A 17,119-nucleotide genomic window follows, 5' to 3' on the forward strand; every position below is an offset into this window, starting at 1 on the left:
GATAAAAAATGAATGTGATGCAATTATTTGACTTAACAGGAAAGACAGCAATCGTAACAGGAGGAGGAAGAGGGCTAGGCAAGCAAATCGCTGAAGGATTTGCAGAGGCAGGTGCAAACGTTGTAATTTGTTCAAGGAAGCGAGAAGCTTGTGAAGCCGTTAGCGAGCAGCTAAAAGAAGCTGGAGTGAAATCATTAGCATTTGAATGTGATGTTACAAACCAAGAACAGGTTCAGGATGTCGTTGATGCAACAATGAAAGAATTTGGTCGTATCGATATTCTTGTTAACAACAGTGGCGCTTCCTGGGGGGCACCTGTAGTGGAAATGCCGCTTCAAGCCTGGCACAAAGTAATGGAGGTTAACGTCACTGGTACGTTCTTATTTGCCCAAGCAGTTGGGAAAGAGATGATTAAACAAAGAAGTGGAAAGATCATTAACATTGCTTCTGTTGCAGGTCTTGGCGGCGCTGACCCGCGCTACATGGATGCAATCGGTTATAACACGAGTAAAGGTGCAGTGATTACATTTACGAAAGACCTTGCTGTAAAGTGGGGGAGCTATAATATCAATGTTAATGCGATTGCTCCAGGCTTTTTCCCTACAAAAATGTCCAAAGGTTTAATTGACGCTGGTGGTGAAAGGATGCTAGAAACGACCCCATTGAATCGGTTTGGAACTGACGATGATCTGAAAGGGGCGGCGCTTTTTCTAGCATCAAATGCTTCGAATTACGTAACAGGAGATATCTTAATTGTAGATGGTGGACAACATGCAATGTAATGAAGGGGGAAAATTATATGAATCGTGATCCAGTTATTGTCTCTAGCGTCCGAACACCGATCGGAAGACAGGGAGGTGCGTTTGCTGGAATTCAAGCACATGAGCTTGGCGCAATCGCGCTTAGAGAAGCGGTAGCACGTATCAACTTAGATGTAGAATCAATCGATGACGTGATCTTCGGAAACGTTATTGGTGGAGGAGGGAATATTGCGAGGCTAACAGCGTTGCAGGCAGGTCTTCCTCTTACAATTCCAGGACTAACAATTGACCGCCAGTGTGGATCGGGCTTGAATGCGATAAATCTGGCTGCACAAGCGATTAAATCAGGAGATGGGGATGTGTATGTCGTTGGTGGAGCAGAAAGCATGAGTCAGGCGCCATACTTAATGGAAAAACCATCAAAGCCATTTAGTACGATGCCACCGCGATTTATGAAATCACGCCTTTCTCCTGAGGAAATTGGCGATCCTCCTATGGGAATTACGGCGGAGAATTTAGCGGAAAAATATCAGATTACACGAGAAGAACAAGATGCATTTGCACAAAGAAGTCAAGAACGGATGGGGAGAGCGATGGCTGAAGGTTATTTTGACTCCCAAATTGCTCCTGTTCATGTACCTGTCCGAAAAGGCGACCCGATTAAAGTAACAAAGGATGAACATCCAAGGCCTGAAACAACGATTGAACGTCTTGCTTCATTACCTGCCGTATTTAAAAAAGGCGGAAGCGTTACAGCGGGGTCTAGCTCTGGCTTAAACGATGCGGCGTCTGCTCTTATTGTGATGTCCCGTGAAAAAGCTGAAAGTCTTGGATTAAAACCACTTGCGGTAGTGAGAGGATATGCGGTTAGCGGAGTCGATCCGAATATAATGGGAATTGGTCCCGTTCCAGCTACGCAAAAATTAATGAAACAAAGCGGATTATCTCTTGAGGAAATGGATCTTATTGAGATTAATGAAGCTTTTGCCGCGCAGGTACTTGCTTGTGATCGTGAATTGAAAATGAATGAAAATGTTGTGAATGTAAACGGCGGCGCGATTGCACATGGTCATCCATTAGGTGCAACTGGAGCTATTTTAGCAACAAAAGCGATTTATGAGCTTGATCGTCGAGAAGGAAGATATGCGCTGATCACTGCTTGTATTGGTGGAGGTCAAGGAATAGCCACCGTTTTAGAGCGAGAATAAGGAGGGATGAAATGAGGCTGCAGGATAAAGTTGCAATTGTAACTGGAGGCGGTGGAGGAATCGGTCGAGCAACCGCACTTCGCTTTGCTGATGAAGGGGCAAAAGTAGTCGTCTCTGATATTCACGCAGAATCTGGTGAAGAAACTGTCGAACAAGTTCGTAAAATGGGTGGAGATGCCATATTTGTAAAAACGGACACGGCAAATGAAGGAGAAATGAAAGCGCTTGTAGAAGAGTGTGAACAGCACTATGGTGGCCTCGACATTCTTTTTAATAATGCAGGTGTTAGTAACGAAGAAGTGAAATTAGCGGATGTTTCTGTTGAGGAATGGGACCGTGTAGTGTCGATAAATTTGAAGGGTGTTTTCCTTGGAATGAAATTTAGTATTCCATTGATGGAAAAGAGAAATGGTGGCTCCATCGTTAACACTTCAAGTCTATTGGGTTTTAAAGGGAAAAAATATATGGCCCCTTATAACGCATCCAAAGGTGGGGTTATTACATTAACAAAAAATGCTGCACTCGAATACGGAAGCAAGAATATTCGAGTGAATGCCGTTTGTCCTGGAGTAATTGATACAAACATTGTGACACCATGGAGAGAAGATGAACGTAAATGGCCCATTATTTCAAAAGCCAATGCGCTTAAAAGGGTAGGACAACCAGAGGAAATTGCAAACGCCGTGTTATTCCTAGTCTCGGATGAAGCTTCTTACGTTACAGGAACAAGTCTTCTTGTTGACGGAGGCGGATTAACGTTTTAATTACTCGGAGGTGCAAGCATGAACGAAAAAAGTTGGACAAAGCATTACCCTGACTCCATTTCTAGTACAATTGATATCCCAAATGTATCTCTACAAGACATGTTATCGAAAACAGTAAAAGACTATCCAGATCAGGTCGCACTCTCTTTTTATCATAAAAAAATAACGTATCAAGAACTTGGACATCTTTCATCCCTTTTCGGATCAGCCCTTCAGCATACTTGTGAAATGCAACCAAAGGATCGCGTTGCTCTTATGTTACCAAATTGTCCTCAGTTTGCGATTAGTTATTATGGGGTGTTAAAAGCGGGAGGTACGATTACCCAGATCAATCCGATGCTTGTAGAACGTGAACTTCAGTACATATTAGCTGATTCTGGAGCAGAAACGATCGTTATCTATGATGCTCTTTACCCAAGGTTGAAAGCCATACAGAACGAAACAAACGTGAAGAATGTAATTGTTGTTTCTCTTCAGCCTACTGAAGCGAATTTCGCTCATGATTTTACTTTCAATGAATTTATGCAAAGTACGTCTATGACGTTAAAAGAAGTTTCAATCGATCCTAAAGAAGAGATTGCTGTTCTGCAGTACACAGGCGGAACGACTGGAAGATCGAAAGGAGCTATGCTAACTCACCGTAATTTGATTGCAAATGTTGAGCAATGTCTCGAATTCTTTAAAGATGAATTCACGTTTGGTGAAGAAAAATGTTTAACAGTCATTCCTCTGTTTCACGTTTTTGGAATGACATCGTGTATGAATTTATCGATTCGAATTGGGGCAGAGAGCGTAATTTTGCCTAAGTTCGATGTTAATGAAGTTTTAAAAACAATAGAAACAGAGAAACCAACCATGTTTCCTGGTGTTCCAACAATGTATGTCGCTTTAACGAATCATCCAGATGCGGAAAAATATAATCTTGGAAGCATCCGAACGTGTAATAGTGGAAGCGCACCGATGCCGGTTGGATTAATGAAAGAGTTTGAACGAAAAACTGGAGCTAAAATTCTTGAAGGATACGGCTTAAGTGAAGCTTCTCCGACGACGCATGTTAATCCACCTTTTGGTGAGCGTAAGCCTGGGAGTGTCGGCATTGGCTTTCCTTCAACAGAGTACAAGATTGTTGATCTAGGTGAAGGGAAAATAGAGGTGCCGTTTGGTGAATCCGGTGAGCTTATTATTAAAGGGCCACAGGTGATGAAAGGGTATTGGAATTTGCCAGAAGAAACAGCGAACACGTTGCGTGACGGATGGTTGTTTACAGGAGATATCGCAAAAATGGATGCGGATGGTTATGTTTCAATCATTGATCGAAAGAAAGATCTAATTATTGCTAGCGGCTATAACATTTACCCACGCGATATTGAAGAGGTTCTTTATGAACATCCAAGTATTATGGAGGCAGTAATTGTAGGTGTCCCAGATCCTTATCGCGGTGAGACTGTGAAGGCAGTCATTGTGAAGAAACCAGGAGCAACTTTGACTGAGGAGGAGGTTACTTCTTACTGTCAGGATGAAATGGCGCCTTACAAGGTTCCGAAGATTATAGAATTTCGTAATGAGCTTCCTAAAACGAGTGTAGGGAAAATTTTAAGACGTTCCATCCGTGATGAAGCACGTCAGGTATAGGTTGGATGCTTTGAAGTAACCTCCATATGATATAATCTTAATCAATGTAGATTGATAGATTGAGAGGGTACTAGCATGAAACACAAACTAACTGTTAAAAGTATTGAGTTATTTGAAAAAAATGGATTTAGTGAAACGTCGATTCAAGATATTGTGGACGCAATCGGCGTAACAAAAGGAACGTTCTACTATTATTTTAAGAGTAAAGAAGCATTGTTAATGGACATCCATTCTTCTTATATCGATGGCATGATTAAGCAACAGAAAGATATTTTAGAAGATGTGTCTAAGAGTTGTAAAGAAAAACTCTATGATATGGTTTATATGCTCATCCATAACGTTGAATTAGAAGGGCACAGTGCGCGAGTTTTCTTTCGAGAAATGAAGAATTTAAAAGAAGAAAATCTCGCTGAAATCCTTCCAAAGCGTGATCAAATCCGCTATTACTTTCAGGATTTACTAAAACAAGGTGTCAAAAATGGAGAGTTTAGAAAAGAACTCAATATTGATATTGTAACGTTTGCCATTCTAGGTATTACAAATTGGACCTATCAGTGGTACAAGCCGAACGGTCCAGTGTCAGATAAAGAAGTAGCAAGTATTTTTGTTGATATGGTCTTAAATGGGATTGAGGAAAGCAGATAAGCTTTCCTTTTCCCAAACATATGAAAGCGCTTGCTGATTTTACATCCTAACCGGTTAGTTACTTTGAGGAGGAAATAGAATGAAAGTAGAAGAAATTAAAACGATAACAGTACTCGGAGCTGGCTCTATGGGCCATCAGATTGGTATGCTTTGTGCGCTTGGTGGGTATGAAACCATGATTCAGGACATCAATGAAGCTGCTCTAAAAGATGCAGGTGAAAAGCTTGAAGGAATAATGTCAAAGTGGGTTAAGAAAGGTAAAATTACTGAGGATCAAAAGACAGAAGCATTTGGAAGACTTCAATTTTCAACAAATCTTGAAGAAGCAGCGGTGAGAGCTGACTTCATTATTGAAGCAATAGTTGAGAAATTAGATGTGAAGCGTGAAGTGTTTGAAAAGCTCGATCAATTAGCAGATCCAAATACGATTCTAGCGACTAATAGTTCTACAATTGTGAACTCATTAATTGCATCCGCAACGAATCGTAAAGAAAAAGTCGTAAACATGCACTTCTTCTTCCCACCACTAGTTATGGACTGTGTGGAAGTGGTCATGAGTGAAGCAACTTCTGAAGAAACGGCCCAGCTTACGATGGCGGTTTGCGAGCGCATTAATCGGACAGGGGTATTACTAAAAAAAGAAATTTCTGGATTTGTTGCGAATCGGATTCTAGGTGCATTGCAAAAAGAAGCGATGTATCTGTACGAAGAAGGAATTGCGGACTTCGAAGATATCGACTTGATTTGTCGCAAAGCTCTTAATCACCCGATTGGGCCATTCGAATTAATGGATCTATCTGGAATAGATGTTGGGTATTACGTGATGCAGCAACGTTATAACGAAACGAGAAATCCAGAAGACAAGCCCTCGAAAGCCATTGAGGATAAAGTAAAAGCTGGAACACTAGGAAGAAAAACAGGAAAAGGCTGGTATGACTATACAAAAGAAGGAGTGAAAAATTAATGAAAATGGTGACGTATGAAATTCATGAAAAGACGGCTATCGTTACGATTAATAATCCCCCTTTAAATGTTATGAGCAAACAAGTATCCACTGAACTTTTTGAGGTTTTTACAGAGTTAGAAGCGAATCAAGATGCTGTAGTAGTTATTTTAACAGGTGCTGGAAACAAAGCCTTTATGGCTGGTGCAGATATTAAAGAGTTTCCAGATTGGATTGGACAGTCTGGTTTTAAAAATATCGTAATGGAAACTCACCAAGTATTAAATTATTTAGATCATTTTCCAAAACCAACAATTGCTGTGCTTAATGGACTAACATTCGGTGGCGGTTGTGAACTTGCAATGACGTGTGATATGCGAATTGCAGAAGAACATGCTCAGCTAGGACTTCCTGAAATAAAGTTAGGACTGTTCCCAGGTGGTGGAGGAACGCAGCGTCTTCCTAGACTTATAGGAGAAGCCAAAGCAAAAGAAATGATGTTCACAGGTGAACCAATTTCAGCTGAAGAGGCAGATCGTTACGGTCTTGTAAACCACGTGGTACCATCCGGACAAGGCATGGCTTATGCTCAGGGACTCGCTTCAAAAATAACTGGTCAATCACTACAGGCTTTATCCCGAATCAAAAAAGCAGTGAACAATGGTGCGCACCTTCCAATTGAATCTGCCGTTGAACTTGAAGCAGAATTGTTTGAAGAAGTTTTTCAAACAGAAGATATTAAAGAAGGCGTACAAGCATTTATGGAAAAAAGAAAGCCTGCCTTTACTCACAGGTAATAGAAAAGAGGAAGTTTGATGAGTGTGCATACAAGTGTAAGAGTACGATTTTGTGAGACGGATGCGCTCGGACATGTGAATAATACAAGTTATTTTATTTACTTAGAAGAAGCGCGAGTCCAGTTTTTTGATTATCTTGGTAAACGATCTGGAACAGACGATTGGCCGTTTATTCTCGTTTCTACAAAATGCGATTTTTTGAAACAGGCCTATTTCAAACAGTCTTTACATGTTGAAACGACTGTGAAACGTATTGGAACAAAGAGTTTTACCCTTATGCATCATATAAAAGATACGGCAAGTGATACCGTTGTAGCAGAGGGAGAAGCAACAGTCGTTTATTTTGATTTCAAAAAACAAGCGAGTGAAGTGATCCCAGAAGACTTACGATTAAAACTTGAAGAATCTTATCAGCTCCTCTAACTTGTTTTTTTAAGAGTTGATGACTGAATATTATGTAATCAGGAGTGTGGCGTATGGCTTATTCACACGATACGATCCCTGTCCGAGACGGAGAGGAGCTCGATAAACAGAAACTTGAGCAATTTATCAAGAAAAACATTGATGATCTGAGTGATGATCCTTTACTCGTTGAACAGTTCGGTACTGGGCACTCCAATTTAACTTATCAGCTATCAATTGGCGATTGGGAAGCGGTGCTACGTAGACCTCCACATGGACCAGTAGCACCGAAAGCTCATGACATGCAGCGAGAGTTTACAATATTAAAAGAATTAAATCCTATTTTTCCACTAGCACCAAAACCGTATCTTTACAATGAGACTTTGCTTGATGCTCCATTCTTTCTTATGGAGAGAAGAAGAGGCATTGTTCTTGATACATCCTTTCCTGAAGGCGTTCAACCGACTGAAGGTTTGTGTCGAAGCATTTCCGAAACGATGGTAGATACGTTAGTGGACCTGCACAGCATTGATTACAAAAAGACGAATTTAGCGGATGTTACTCATCCAGATGGATTTATGGAACGGCAAGTACACGGCTGGATTAAACGATACAATCGATCAAAAACAGACGATCTTCCAGGTATTGATGAACTTACAAATTGGATGGCGTCAAATATACCTAAATCTCAAAGTCCTACCGTTATTCATTATGATTACAAATTAAACAATGCGATGTTCGCTCATGACTACAGTGAAATTGTTGGATTATTTGATTGGGAAATGACGACGGTAGGAGACCCGCTTGCAGACTTAGGGGCAGCGATGGGCTACTGGTTACAACAGGATGACCCAGATATTTTAAAAGTTGGAATGGGGAAAGCACCAGTTACAGTTATGCCTGGTTTTATTACGAGGGATGAATTTATACAGTCTTACGCAAAGAAATCTGGGCGTGACGTATCTCAAATGAATTTCTATTTAACGTTTGCCTATTTTAAACTAGCTGTCATTTGTCAGCAAATCTATTATCGATGGAAAATGGGCCAAACAACTGACGAGCGGTTCCGACATCTTAATCAGTTCGTCGCTAGCCTAATTGCACACGCGCGTGACAATGCCAGAGTAAAGCGTTAGGAGCTCATATGGGGAAAATACATGTGGTTTTGAAAAAAGAAGACATTGATCAGGCAAAAATAAGTGAAGATAAAATTGCCGTTGTTCTTGATATTCTGCTAGCAACGTCAACGATTACGGCTGCACTTGAGTTTGGTGCAGAACAGGTTATCCCTGTCCTCGATCAACATGAGGCGATGCATGTAGCAAAAACGTTACCTGAAGGAAGTTATTTGCTTTCAGGAGAATATGAAGGTCGGACGATAGAAGGGTTCCTTGACCCCAATCCATTGCAATTAAAAAAATCGGTCAAGGGAAAAACTCTCATTCTATCAACAACGAATGGAACCGTAGCAATTAAGCGAACAAGTGAAGCCAAACAAGTGTATGTTGCTTCTTTACTTAATGGTCAGGCAGTTGCAAAAAAGCTCAATGATCATCACTTCGACGAAACGATTGTAATTGTTTGTTCAGGCTCTTCTGGTGAGTTCGCGCTGGAGGATTTCTATGGAGCTGGATATCTCATTGATCAAATGCTTTCTTCCGAACCTAAATGGGAGTTAACAGATTCTTCACGCGCTGCTCTTTCTTTTTATTCAGGTAGCGTCAATGGGGGAGAGGAAGTTTTGCTTTCATCACGTGTCGGTCAAATGATTAAAAAGTATGGTTTTCAGGATGAAGTAAGTTTCGTTGCTTCAGAAGGAATTTTTTCGATTGTTCCTTTCGTTAAAGGTCAAAAAACAGTCGTTCGAGAGGAGGTTCATCATGACACAAACCAGATCTAGTCGATCGGGAGCTGATTTCTTGTATCAGTCTTCTGGTTCTGAAGATATTTTTACACCAGAAGATTTTACGGATGAGCATAAGATGATCGCAAAAACAGCTCATCAGTTTGTTACAAAGGAAGTTGAAGCTCATAGAGAAACAATTGAAAAACAAGATTTTGATCAGGTTGTGACTTTATTAAAAAAAGCAGGAGAACTTGGATTGCTTGGCCACAGTATTCCAGAAAGGTACGGTGGTCTTGGGCTAGATAAGATATCAAAAGGGATTGTAGGAGAAGTTGTTGGAAGGACGAGTGGATACGGCGTTGCCCAATCCAATCATACGTGTATCGCAACGCTTCCAATCACGCACTTTGGAACAAATGAACAAAAGCAAAAATACCTACCTAAACTTGCTTCGGGTGAATATTTGGGTGCTTATTGTTTAACGGAGCCAAATGCAGGATCTGATGCGCTAGCATCTCAAACAACGGCTGTATTAAATAGCGAAGGCACTCATTATATTTTAAACGGAACGAAGTTGTATATTACGAATGCGGTATTTTCTGATACGTTCATCGTTTATGCCAAAATTGATGGAAAGCATTTTTCAGCGTTTATTGTAGAAAAGGACTTTCCAAGGCTATCTCTAGGACCTGAAGAAAAAAAGATGGGAATCAAAGGATCTTCCACACGATCGGTCATTTTAGAGGATTGTCAGGTTCCAATTGATCATCTTCTAGGTGAGGTAGGAAAAGGACACGTTATTGCACTTAATGTTCTGAATCTGGGACGATTCAACCTGGGTTCAGCTTGTACTGGAGGAGCAAAGCACGCGCTAAGCTTAGCGTTACAACACACAAATGAACGCAAACAATTCGGCCAAACCATTGCAAGTTTTACGGCTACTCAAGAAAAGATAGCAGTCATGATGGCTCGAATCTACGCTTCAGAATCGCTCCAATATCGCACAGCATCCCTTCTAGAAGAGGCGATGAAAGATTTGTACGATGAAGAGGACCATCGAATCGTAGGGAAACAAATGATGGAATATGCAGTCGAATGTGCGATTTGTAAAGTTTTTGGATCTGAAACACTGGATCAAGTTGTTGATGAATCACTTCAGTTACATGGTGGCGCAGGTTTTATTCAAGAATATCCAATTGAACAAATGTACCGTGATTCACGCATTAACCGGATATTCGAAGGAACAAATGAAGTGAATCGCTTATTGATTCCAGGTAATTTACTCAAAAAAGCGTTGAAAGGCGAGGTAGCTTTAGAGGAGCTTGTTGAAAAAGCGAAAAGAGAGTTATCTTCAAAAGGAAAAGATTCATTAACAGAAGAAGATGCGATAAGAAGCATACGAAACGTGTTTTTATTGTGTGTCGGAGTTGCGTTTGAAAAGCATGGTGAGGAACTAATGAAGCACCAGGAATCAGTGATAAAACTTGCTAATATAGCCATCATGCTATACGCAGCTGAATCTTCCGTATTACGTGCCGTAAAACATACACAAAGAGATGATCACAATATTAAAAAAGCATTAACGAGAACATTCCTTGAAGAATCGCTCTTACAAGTGGAAGCGTCAGCTCGTAAATTAATCATGAGTTTGCTTCCTACTCGAGAAAAAAGCGAGGTTATAAATCTTATTATTCGAGAACTTTCAAGTTATGATTTTGGAAATTCACTTGAACGAAATCGAATGATCGCAATGCATAGCTATGGAAAATTAAAGTACGAAGTTTAGAAAGCGGTGGGGAGAATGGAGAGATTTTCAGGAAAAACAGCAGTGATAACTGGTGGCGGAAGTGGTATCGGTGCGATGACAGCTAAACGAATCGCATCGGAAGGTGGAACAGTTATTCTTGTTGGTCGGACTGAATCAAAGTTAATGCAAACGAGAGATGAGCTTAAAGAATTAGAAGGTGATGTTCTTACTTTTGTTGCAGACGTAACGAGTCAGGAGCAGGTCGATCAATTGTCCTCTTTTATTAAAGAAAAGACAGGAACCGTTCATGTCTTAATTAATAATGCTGGAGGATCTCAAGGATCGCCGATTCTTGAGATGACTGAAGAAAACTGGGATCATGCGCAAAATGCAAACTTAAAAAGTGTTTTTCTCGTCTCGAAAGCTCTCGGTAAACTGATGTTAGAAAGCGCCAAGAAAGAAGATCAAATGGACTTTTCTATCGTTAATGTTGCTTCCCTCTCTGGTCATAAAGCAGGGGCGAAAATTCCTCATTATAGTGCAGCGAAAGCAGCGGTCATCAATTTTACAAGAGCACTTGCAGTTGAACTATCACCTTACGTTCGAGTAAATTCAGTCTCGCCAGGGTTTATTGAAACACCATTAACTGAAGAAGGTTTAAAAAACGAAAAGTTCGAGGCGTCCATTAAACGGAATACAGCATTAAAACGAGTGGGTCAGGCTGAGGAAATAGCAAACGTGATTTCATTTGCGGCTTCATCTGAAGCGAGTTATATGACTGGTTCAGATTTATTAGTCGACGGCGGCTGGCTCATCGTATAAAAAAAAGGAGAGTGTTTAAAAATGGAAACGACTGTAAAAACGGAACATCTAAAAGTAAATGTACATGGTGCTGTGCTTCATCTTACGCTTAATCGTCCTGAGGCATTAAATGCGTTTAGTCCAGAGATGATTTTAGGACTGACGAAAGCTATTCAAGATGCTAAGGAGAACGATGAGATACGAGTAGTTATGCTCTCAGGTGCAGGCCGTTCCTTTAGCGCAGGTGGTGATGTTAAAACAATGGGGGATACAACCTCAACTGAAGTTTATGAACACATAGGTAAGTTAAATGAGCTCGTCCTTGCTATGAGGGATCTTGAGAAACCAATCATTTCAGTGATTCATGGTTTTGCTGCTGGTGCAGGCTTTAATCTAGCACTTGCTAGTGACATTATTCTGGCAGCTGAAGATAGTAGTTTTGTATTAAGCTTTTCTCAGGTTGGATTAATTTCAGATGGCGGGGGCCTTTCGTTTCTTCCTCGCTTAATAGGTCCTTATAAGGCGAAAGAGCTGTTCTTCTCAGCTCAACCCATTTCAGCAAAAGAAGCGAAAGAGTTGAACATTGTAAACCGAACTTATCCGATAGCTAGTCTTGAAGAAGAAGCGATGGCATATGCTGAGAAGCTTTCTAAAGGTCCGGGTAAAGCTTATGGGTTCATTAAAAAAATTGCAGATGCTTCGCTAACCTCTTCTTTGTCTGAAGTACTTGAACAAGAGCGCATTACACAGGCGCTAATGGTAACGACAGACGACCACAAAGAAGGAGCAAATGCATTTAAAGAAAAACGCGCGCCACAATTTAAAGGTAAATAACTTTCTGAATCTGGATTGAAGTATATCAATCCAGATTTATTCCTACATCTTGAATCCCCTTCATAAGTCCGCCGTCCCCCTAGTCTGGATCTAATTTAATAGAAGGAGGAAGATGATGGAGCTCCTTATCCAGCAGATTTTTAACGGACTTACAATTGGAAGCGTTTACACTCTTGTCGCCCTTGGTTTAACACTTGTTTTTGGCATTTTACATGTTCCCAATTTTGCACACGGTGCTTTTTATATGGTTGGTGCTTATATTACGTTAATGATGATGGTTGGTTTTGGTTTTCATTATTGGATCGCCATTATTGCTTCAGTGGCTGTTGTTGCTCTTCTTGGAGTTGTCACACAGCAGCTAATATTTAAAAAATTAGAAGGCGCAGATGGGATGAGGATGATGGTTGCTGCCATCGGGATTCTCCTTTTTCTAGAAGCATTTGGTCAATTTATGTGGGGAACGGAATACCACAGAATGGACACTCCTTATGGATCGGTCGTTAATTTATTTGGTCTAACTGTAACGTTACAACGTCTTTTAATTATAGTTGCTGCTGTCATCCTTATGCTTGCACTACATTTTTTCTTAACAAAAACAATGATAGGAGCGGCGATTGTCGCAATGGCTCAAAATCGAGAGGGCGCGTTCCTTGTAGGTATTAATGCAAATCAGGTGGCTTGGCTTACTTTTGCGATCGCCGGTGGATTAGCAGCTGCTGCCGCATCATTAGCATCCCCTATTAATCTTGTCTTTCCGACTATGGGAAACCTGGTCATTATGAAAGCTTTCGTTATCATCATCATCGGTGGAATGGGAAGTATCCCCGGAGCGATTCTTGGTGGTTATTTGCTTGGCTTAACCGAAAGCATTGGGGCAACGTACATATCATCTGATTATAAAGACGTTATTGCGTTTCTTCTACTCGTAGTCATTCTAACAGCCAAGCCAACTGGGTTATTTACGAAGGGGGTTCAGTAATGCTGAATGTCTTATCGAAGCGAATGCTAATCGGTATCGTTGCCGTCGCTGCTGTTTTATTTCCCCTCGTTTTTCCAAATATGTATGTTCTCCAATTACTTACGCTTGTGTTTATTTGGTCGATCGCGGTTTACGGATTTAATATTATTTCAGGGTACGTAGGGTATTTGTCTCTCGCACATGCTGGTTTTTTTGCAATTGGAGCATATGGACTTGGTCTATTAACAACCAAAGCAGGCATGTCTTATTGGCTATCTCTCCTTCTGGCAGTTCTTATCACTTCTATTGCCGGGGCTTTAGTTGGAGTGATTGCTCTCCGAACAAAATCTCATTTTTTTGCTATTTACACCATGTGTGTAGGTGTCATTGTCTATCTTTTAATAGACAAGTGGGATAGCTTAACGGGTGGAGTTCGTGGATTAATCGGGATACCAGCACCAAGTAACATAGGGCCCATTACGTTTGATACATTAACCTCTCAATATTACCTTGCTTTGTTCTTTCTAACCTTTACAATTTTCCTTTGTTACCGCATTGTTCATTCTCTTCTAGGGCGAACGTTTATTGCGATAAGAAACAGTGAAGAACTTGCCAAAACAATTGGGATCTCCATTATGAAAAACCAACTGTTAGCTTTTACCTTATCTGCTTTATTTGCCGGTCTTTCAGGTGCGTTATATGCTTCATTTATCCGTTTTATCGGTCCGCAAATATCAGCGATTACCGTAACATTTGAAATGCTGATGTATCTTCTAGTGGGTGGCATTGGAACACTTGCAGGTCCTCTAGTCGGAACGCTTATTGTCATTTCACTTACTCAATCATTACAGTTTCTTGAAGAATATCGCATGCTTATTTTTGGTCCGGTTGTTGTTCTATTAGTTCTATACTATCCGCGTGGAATCACCGGAAGTATAAACGGTTATTTACAAAGAAAGAAACAGCAAAGAGTAAAGATAGCGAATGAAGAACAGGAAGTGAAAAGGAAAGTAGGTGAGGCAGGGTAATGTTCTTTTCTACAGAGGGGATTACAAAACGTTTCGGGGGATTAGCAGCCGTTGAAGATGTGAGTGTATCGGTTGAAAAAGGTACGATTACGGCAATTATCGGTCCAAATGGTGCTGGGAAATCTACCTTTTTTAATCTAATTAGTGGGATCCATCCGCTTTCTTCAGGGAAAATCCTTTTCAAAGATCGTGATATTACAAAAATGCCCCCACAGCAAATTGCACGGCTTGGAATCGGAAGAACATTTCAAACGACTAACTTGTTTGAGCAATCGACCGTTCTAGATAATGTTCTAATCGGACATAGATTGCGCACAAAATCAGGGATATGGGATGCGATTTTTCGAACGAAAAGAGAAAAAGAGGAAGAAAAAAGGTCTTATCAAAAAGCACTCGACGCACTGGAATTTGTTGAAATGATGCATGTTGTTGAACATCCTGTCTCACTTATTACGCAGGAAGAGAAGAAGAGACTTGCCTTTGCTCTTGCATTAGCAACCGATCCAGAACTGGTTCTTCTTGATGAACCGGCGGCTGGAGTTAATCCTGACGAGACGGATGGGCTAGCATATTTAATGAGAAAAATGGCGGATCACGGCATTACTGTCTGTTTAATTGAACATAAGATGCCAATGATCATGAGCCTTGCTGATCAAATCGTTGTCTTAAATCACGGGAAGAAAATTGCAGAAGGACGACCTGATGAAATTCGTCAAAATGAAGCGGTTATTCAAGCCTATCTCGGAGGTGAAGCTCATGCTCCAGTTAAACAATATTAATGTGAACTATGGCGCTTCTTCCGTACTTCATCATATTTCACTCGAAGTTAAAAAAGGTGAAACAGTGGTGTTACTTGGTGCAAATGGAGCTGGAAAAAGTACAATCTTTCGTACGATCAGTGGTTTGATGAAACCAGCCTCTGGTGATGTGGTTTTTATGGATCGTAAGTTAACTGGAAAATCGCCCCATACTTTAGTGAAAGAAGGGATCGTGCAATGTCCTGAAGGTAGAAAGTTGTTTCCACAAATGTCCGTTTACGAAAATTTGAAAATGGGCAGCTTTGTTCATCGAAAACATCGAAGAGAAATGGAACAGAGCTTAAAGGAGGTGTATTCCCTTTTTCCTATTTTATATGATAAGCGGCATGAGGCAGCAGGTTCTCTAAGTGGTGGTCAACAGCAGATGTTAGCGATTGGACGAGCATTAATGGCCAAACCGAAAGTTCTTTTACTAGATGAACCTTCATTAGGACTTGCTCCCCTCATTGTGGAGCAAATGTTTCATATTATTGAGGATATCAATGAACAGGGAACAACGATTCTTCTAGCTGAGCAAAACGCCAATGCTGCACTACAAATTTCTAACCGTGGCTATGTAATTGAAAGTGGCAAGATTGTTCTTGAAGGAAGTAAAGAGGAACTTCTGTCTAATGATCAAATTCGAAAAGCTTATATTGGGGCATAAAAAACGGAATCGATTTGAATAGGGGGAAAACAATGAGAATCGGGATAAAGCTTTTTGTTTACATGGTGATGTTGATTGGAATGATCGTGGTGGCGGGATGTGCGGCGGGTTCTGTTAGTAACTCTAGCAATGAAGGGGCTTCAAATACAAGCGAACCGAAAGATACAAGCAAGGATACAAGTGCAGATACGACATTCGAAAATACTGTGAATATTGGATTTAGTGGTCCTTTAAGTGGACCAGCAGCTTACTACGGAGAGAATACGTTAAGTGGTTTAGAGATGGCTGTAGATGAAATTAACAAGGAAGGCTTTGAAGTTGATGGCAAAAAATACGGGGTCAATCTCGTAACGCTTGATGATCAGTATTTGCCTAATGAAACAGGAACGAACGCGAGAAGGCTTGTTCAAGAAAATGATACGCCGATTGTTTTTGTTCCACATAGCGGTGGTGTTTTCGCAACACAAGTATTTAATGAACAAGAAGAATTTTTAATCGCAGCCTATACAAGTGAACCCAAAATTATGGAACAGGATAATTCACTTACTTTAGGAATTCCACCTGCGTACAGCGCATATCCTGAAGTTTTTACAAACTATCAAATGGAACGGTTTGGTAAGAAAATTGCAATGCTACCAACCTCATCTCAGTACGGAAAAGACTGGACGGAAGCACTAAAACCAGTTTGGGAAGAGAATGGTGGAGAAGTCGTTTTTGAAGGGTCAATTGATTTTAGTAAAGATACTGACTTTTTCTCAATTGTCACAAAAGCATTAAGCAACAATCCAGACGTGCTTTTTGTAGGGGGACCATCACAGCCAACAGCCCTCGTTATTAAACAAGCTAGAGAATTAGGCTTTGAAGGTGGATTTATGCTGATGGACCAAGCAAAAATTGAGGAAATTGAGCCGGTACTAGGTGGACTTGATCAGTTAGAGGGGACAATTGGAGCACTACCAATTATTGATAGCGATGCGCCAGGTGCAGAAGAGTTTATAAGCCAATACAAAGAACGTTTTGATCGAATTCCAACTGCTGAAGGTGCATTTAACTATCAAGCGATGCATGTCATTGTCAATGCCATGTCTGAATCAGGTTCAGTCGAAGATCCAACGAAGATTATGGAGAGCATGGATGCAGCTATCCAATCACTACCTGATGAAAAGATGGTTTGGCACTTAACAGGTATTTATAATGGCGGTGCATTTGACTGGAAACCTGCTATTGGAGCAGTTGAAGATGGGAAAGTTGTGAAAGTGGAAAATTAAGAGAAATTGAAAGGGGATCTA

Annotated in this window: 18 protein-coding genes; all 18 read left to right on the plus strand. The window is 40.7% G+C overall.

Annotation, left to right across the window (positions count from 1 at the left end):
* The first annotated feature begins 8 nt into the window (after positions 1 to 8).
* The 18 genes from PQ578_RS15335 to PQ578_RS15420 all read left to right on the plus strand — a co-directional run bounded on the left by PQ578_RS15335 (position 9) and on the right by PQ578_RS15420 (position 17,098).
* Entirely contained in the window at positions 9 to 782 is a 774-nt protein-coding gene (locus tag PQ578_RS15335; RefSeq protein ID WP_273835236.1) for an SDR family oxidoreductase, read from the plus strand.
* A 17-nt stretch (positions 783 to 799) separates the two neighbouring features.
* The gene (locus tag PQ578_RS15340) at positions 800 to 1,969 is read left to right on the plus strand and encodes a thiolase family protein (RefSeq protein ID WP_273835238.1); all 1,170 of its coding nucleotides are present in this window, start codon (positions 800 to 802) and stop codon (positions 1,967 to 1,969) included.
* Between the two features lie 11 nt (positions 1,970 to 1,980).
* On the plus strand, positions 1,981 to 2,733 hold the full coding sequence (locus PQ578_RS15345; RefSeq protein WP_273835240.1) for an SDR family NAD(P)-dependent oxidoreductase: 753 nt from the start codon (positions 1,981 to 1,983) through the stop codon (positions 2,731 to 2,733).
* Between the two features lie 18 nt (positions 2,734 to 2,751).
* Positions 2,752 to 4,365, plus strand: a complete 1,614-nt coding sequence (locus PQ578_RS15350) for a long-chain-fatty-acid--CoA ligase (RefSeq protein ID WP_273835241.1) — start codon at positions 2,752 to 2,754, stop codon at positions 4,363 to 4,365.
* 75 nt (positions 4,366 to 4,440) lie between these two features.
* Positions 4,441 to 5,010 (plus strand): TetR/AcrR family transcriptional regulator, encoded by a 570-nt coding sequence (locus tag PQ578_RS15355; RefSeq protein ID WP_273835242.1) that lies wholly within the window; start codon positions 4,441 to 4,443, stop codon positions 5,008 to 5,010.
* Positions 5,011 to 5,089: 79 nt separating this feature from the next.
* Positions 5,090 to 5,974 carry a 3-hydroxyacyl-CoA dehydrogenase family protein gene (locus PQ578_RS15360; protein WP_273835245.1) on the plus strand — a complete coding sequence of 295 codons (885 nt, stop codon included), beginning with the start codon at positions 5,090 to 5,092 and terminating at the stop codon, positions 5,972 to 5,974.
* Positions 5,974 to 6,750, plus strand: a complete 777-nt coding sequence (locus PQ578_RS15365; protein WP_273835247.1) for an enoyl-CoA hydratase — start codon at positions 5,974 to 5,976, stop codon at positions 6,748 to 6,750. Before PQ578_RS15360 ends, PQ578_RS15365 begins: the two co-directional genes overlap by 1 nt.
* A gap of 18 nt (positions 6,751 to 6,768) precedes the next feature.
* Positions 6,769 to 7,173, plus strand: a complete 405-nt coding sequence (locus PQ578_RS15370; protein ID WP_098443796.1) for an acyl-CoA thioesterase — start codon at positions 6,769 to 6,771, stop codon at positions 7,171 to 7,173.
* 53 nt (positions 7,174 to 7,226) lie between these two features.
* Complete coding sequence (locus PQ578_RS15375; protein WP_273835248.1) at positions 7,227 to 8,288, plus strand: phosphotransferase family protein; 1,062 nt, start codon at positions 7,227 to 7,229, stop codon at positions 8,286 to 8,288.
* Between the two features lie 8 nt (positions 8,289 to 8,296).
* A complete protein-coding gene (locus PQ578_RS15380) occupies positions 8,297 to 9,052 on the plus strand; it encodes a 2-phosphosulfolactate phosphatase (protein WP_273835249.1) in 756 nt (251 codons plus the stop codon).
* A complete protein-coding gene (locus PQ578_RS15385; RefSeq protein WP_273835250.1) occupies positions 9,033 to 10,784 on the plus strand; it encodes an acyl-CoA dehydrogenase FadE in 1,752 nt (583 codons plus the stop codon). Before PQ578_RS15380 ends, PQ578_RS15385 begins: the two co-directional genes overlap by 20 nt.
* 15 nt (positions 10,785 to 10,799) lie before the next feature.
* Positions 10,800 to 11,567, plus strand: coding sequence for an SDR family NAD(P)-dependent oxidoreductase (locus tag PQ578_RS15390; RefSeq protein WP_273835251.1), 768 nt, complete (start codon positions 10,800 to 10,802; stop codon positions 11,565 to 11,567).
* A gap of 21 nt (positions 11,568 to 11,588) precedes the next feature.
* On the plus strand, positions 11,589 to 12,380 hold the full coding sequence (locus tag PQ578_RS15395) for an enoyl-CoA hydratase/isomerase family protein (RefSeq protein ID WP_224880513.1): 792 nt from the start codon (positions 11,589 to 11,591) through the stop codon (positions 12,378 to 12,380).
* Between the two features lie 115 nt (positions 12,381 to 12,495).
* On the plus strand, positions 12,496 to 13,359 hold the full coding sequence (locus PQ578_RS15400; protein ID WP_098443790.1) for a branched-chain amino acid ABC transporter permease: 864 nt from the start codon (positions 12,496 to 12,498) through the stop codon (positions 13,357 to 13,359).
* Positions 13,359 to 14,366 carry a branched-chain amino acid ABC transporter permease gene (locus PQ578_RS15405; protein WP_273835258.1) on the plus strand — a complete coding sequence of 336 codons (1,008 nt, stop codon included), beginning with the start codon at positions 13,359 to 13,361 and terminating at the stop codon, positions 14,364 to 14,366. Before PQ578_RS15400 ends, PQ578_RS15405 begins: the two co-directional genes overlap by 1 nt.
* Positions 14,366 to 15,145 carry an ABC transporter ATP-binding protein gene (locus PQ578_RS15410; protein WP_098443788.1) on the plus strand — a complete coding sequence of 260 codons (780 nt, stop codon included), beginning with the start codon at positions 14,366 to 14,368 and terminating at the stop codon, positions 15,143 to 15,145. Before PQ578_RS15405 ends, PQ578_RS15410 begins: the two co-directional genes overlap by 1 nt.
* Complete coding sequence (locus tag PQ578_RS15415) at positions 15,123 to 15,830, plus strand: ABC transporter ATP-binding protein (protein WP_273835261.1); 708 nt, start codon at positions 15,123 to 15,125, stop codon at positions 15,828 to 15,830. Before PQ578_RS15410 ends, PQ578_RS15415 begins: the two co-directional genes overlap by 23 nt.
* A gap of 32 nt (positions 15,831 to 15,862) precedes the next feature.
* Complete coding sequence (locus PQ578_RS15420) at positions 15,863 to 17,098, plus strand: ABC transporter substrate-binding protein (RefSeq protein ID WP_273835263.1); 1,236 nt, start codon at positions 15,863 to 15,865, stop codon at positions 17,096 to 17,098.
* Positions 17,099 to 17,119: the final 21 nt, after the last annotated feature.

The organism is Guptibacillus sedimenti (assembly GCF_028610665.1).
Taxonomy (GTDB): Bacteria; Bacillota; Bacilli; order Bacillales; family Guptibacillaceae; genus Guptibacillus; species Guptibacillus sedimenti.

What these genes read in the sequence shown, in the direction of transcription:
- PQ578_RS15335 (WP_273835236.1), top strand. Translation starts at nt 9, where the DNA reads ATGAATGTGATGCAATTATTTGACTTAACAGGAAAGACAGCAATCGTA.
- PQ578_RS15340 (WP_273835238.1), top strand. Translation starts at nt 800, where the DNA reads ATGAATCGTGATCCAGTTATTGTCTCTAGCGTCCGAACACCGATCGGA.
- PQ578_RS15345 (WP_273835240.1), top strand. Translation starts at nt 1,981, where the DNA reads ATGAGGCTGCAGGATAAAGTTGCAATTGTAACTGGAGGCGGTGGAGGA.
- PQ578_RS15350 (WP_273835241.1), top strand. Translation starts at nt 2,752, where the DNA reads ATGAACGAAAAAAGTTGGACAAAGCATTACCCTGACTCCATTTCTAGT.
- PQ578_RS15355 (WP_273835242.1), top strand. Translation starts at nt 4,441, where the DNA reads ATGAAACACAAACTAACTGTTAAAAGTATTGAGTTATTTGAAAAAAAT.
- PQ578_RS15360 (WP_273835245.1), top strand. Translation starts at nt 5,090, where the DNA reads ATGAAAGTAGAAGAAATTAAAACGATAACAGTACTCGGAGCTGGCTCT.
- PQ578_RS15365 (WP_273835247.1), top strand. Translation starts at nt 5,974, where the DNA reads ATGAAAATGGTGACGTATGAAATTCATGAAAAGACGGCTATCGTTACG.
- PQ578_RS15370 (WP_098443796.1), top strand. Translation starts at nt 6,769, where the DNA reads ATGAGTGTGCATACAAGTGTAAGAGTACGATTTTGTGAGACGGATGCG.
- PQ578_RS15375 (WP_273835248.1), top strand. Translation starts at nt 7,227, where the DNA reads ATGGCTTATTCACACGATACGATCCCTGTCCGAGACGGAGAGGAGCTC.
- PQ578_RS15380 (WP_273835249.1), top strand. Translation starts at nt 8,297, where the DNA reads ATGGGGAAAATACATGTGGTTTTGAAAAAAGAAGACATTGATCAGGCA.
- PQ578_RS15385 (WP_273835250.1), top strand. Translation starts at nt 9,033, where the DNA reads ATGACACAAACCAGATCTAGTCGATCGGGAGCTGATTTCTTGTATCAG.
- PQ578_RS15390 (WP_273835251.1), top strand. Translation starts at nt 10,800, where the DNA reads ATGGAGAGATTTTCAGGAAAAACAGCAGTGATAACTGGTGGCGGAAGT.
- PQ578_RS15395 (WP_224880513.1), top strand. Translation starts at nt 11,589, where the DNA reads ATGGAAACGACTGTAAAAACGGAACATCTAAAAGTAAATGTACATGGT.
- PQ578_RS15400 (WP_098443790.1), top strand. Translation starts at nt 12,496, where the DNA reads ATGGAGCTCCTTATCCAGCAGATTTTTAACGGACTTACAATTGGAAGC.
- PQ578_RS15405 (WP_273835258.1), top strand. Translation starts at nt 13,359, where the DNA reads ATGCTGAATGTCTTATCGAAGCGAATGCTAATCGGTATCGTTGCCGTC.
- PQ578_RS15410 (WP_098443788.1), top strand. Translation starts at nt 14,366, where the DNA reads ATGTTCTTTTCTACAGAGGGGATTACAAAACGTTTCGGGGGATTAGCA.
- PQ578_RS15415 (WP_273835261.1), top strand. Translation starts at nt 15,123, where the DNA reads ATGCTCCAGTTAAACAATATTAATGTGAACTATGGCGCTTCTTCCGTA.
- PQ578_RS15420 (WP_273835263.1), top strand. Translation starts at nt 15,863, where the DNA reads ATGAGAATCGGGATAAAGCTTTTTGTTTACATGGTGATGTTGATTGGA.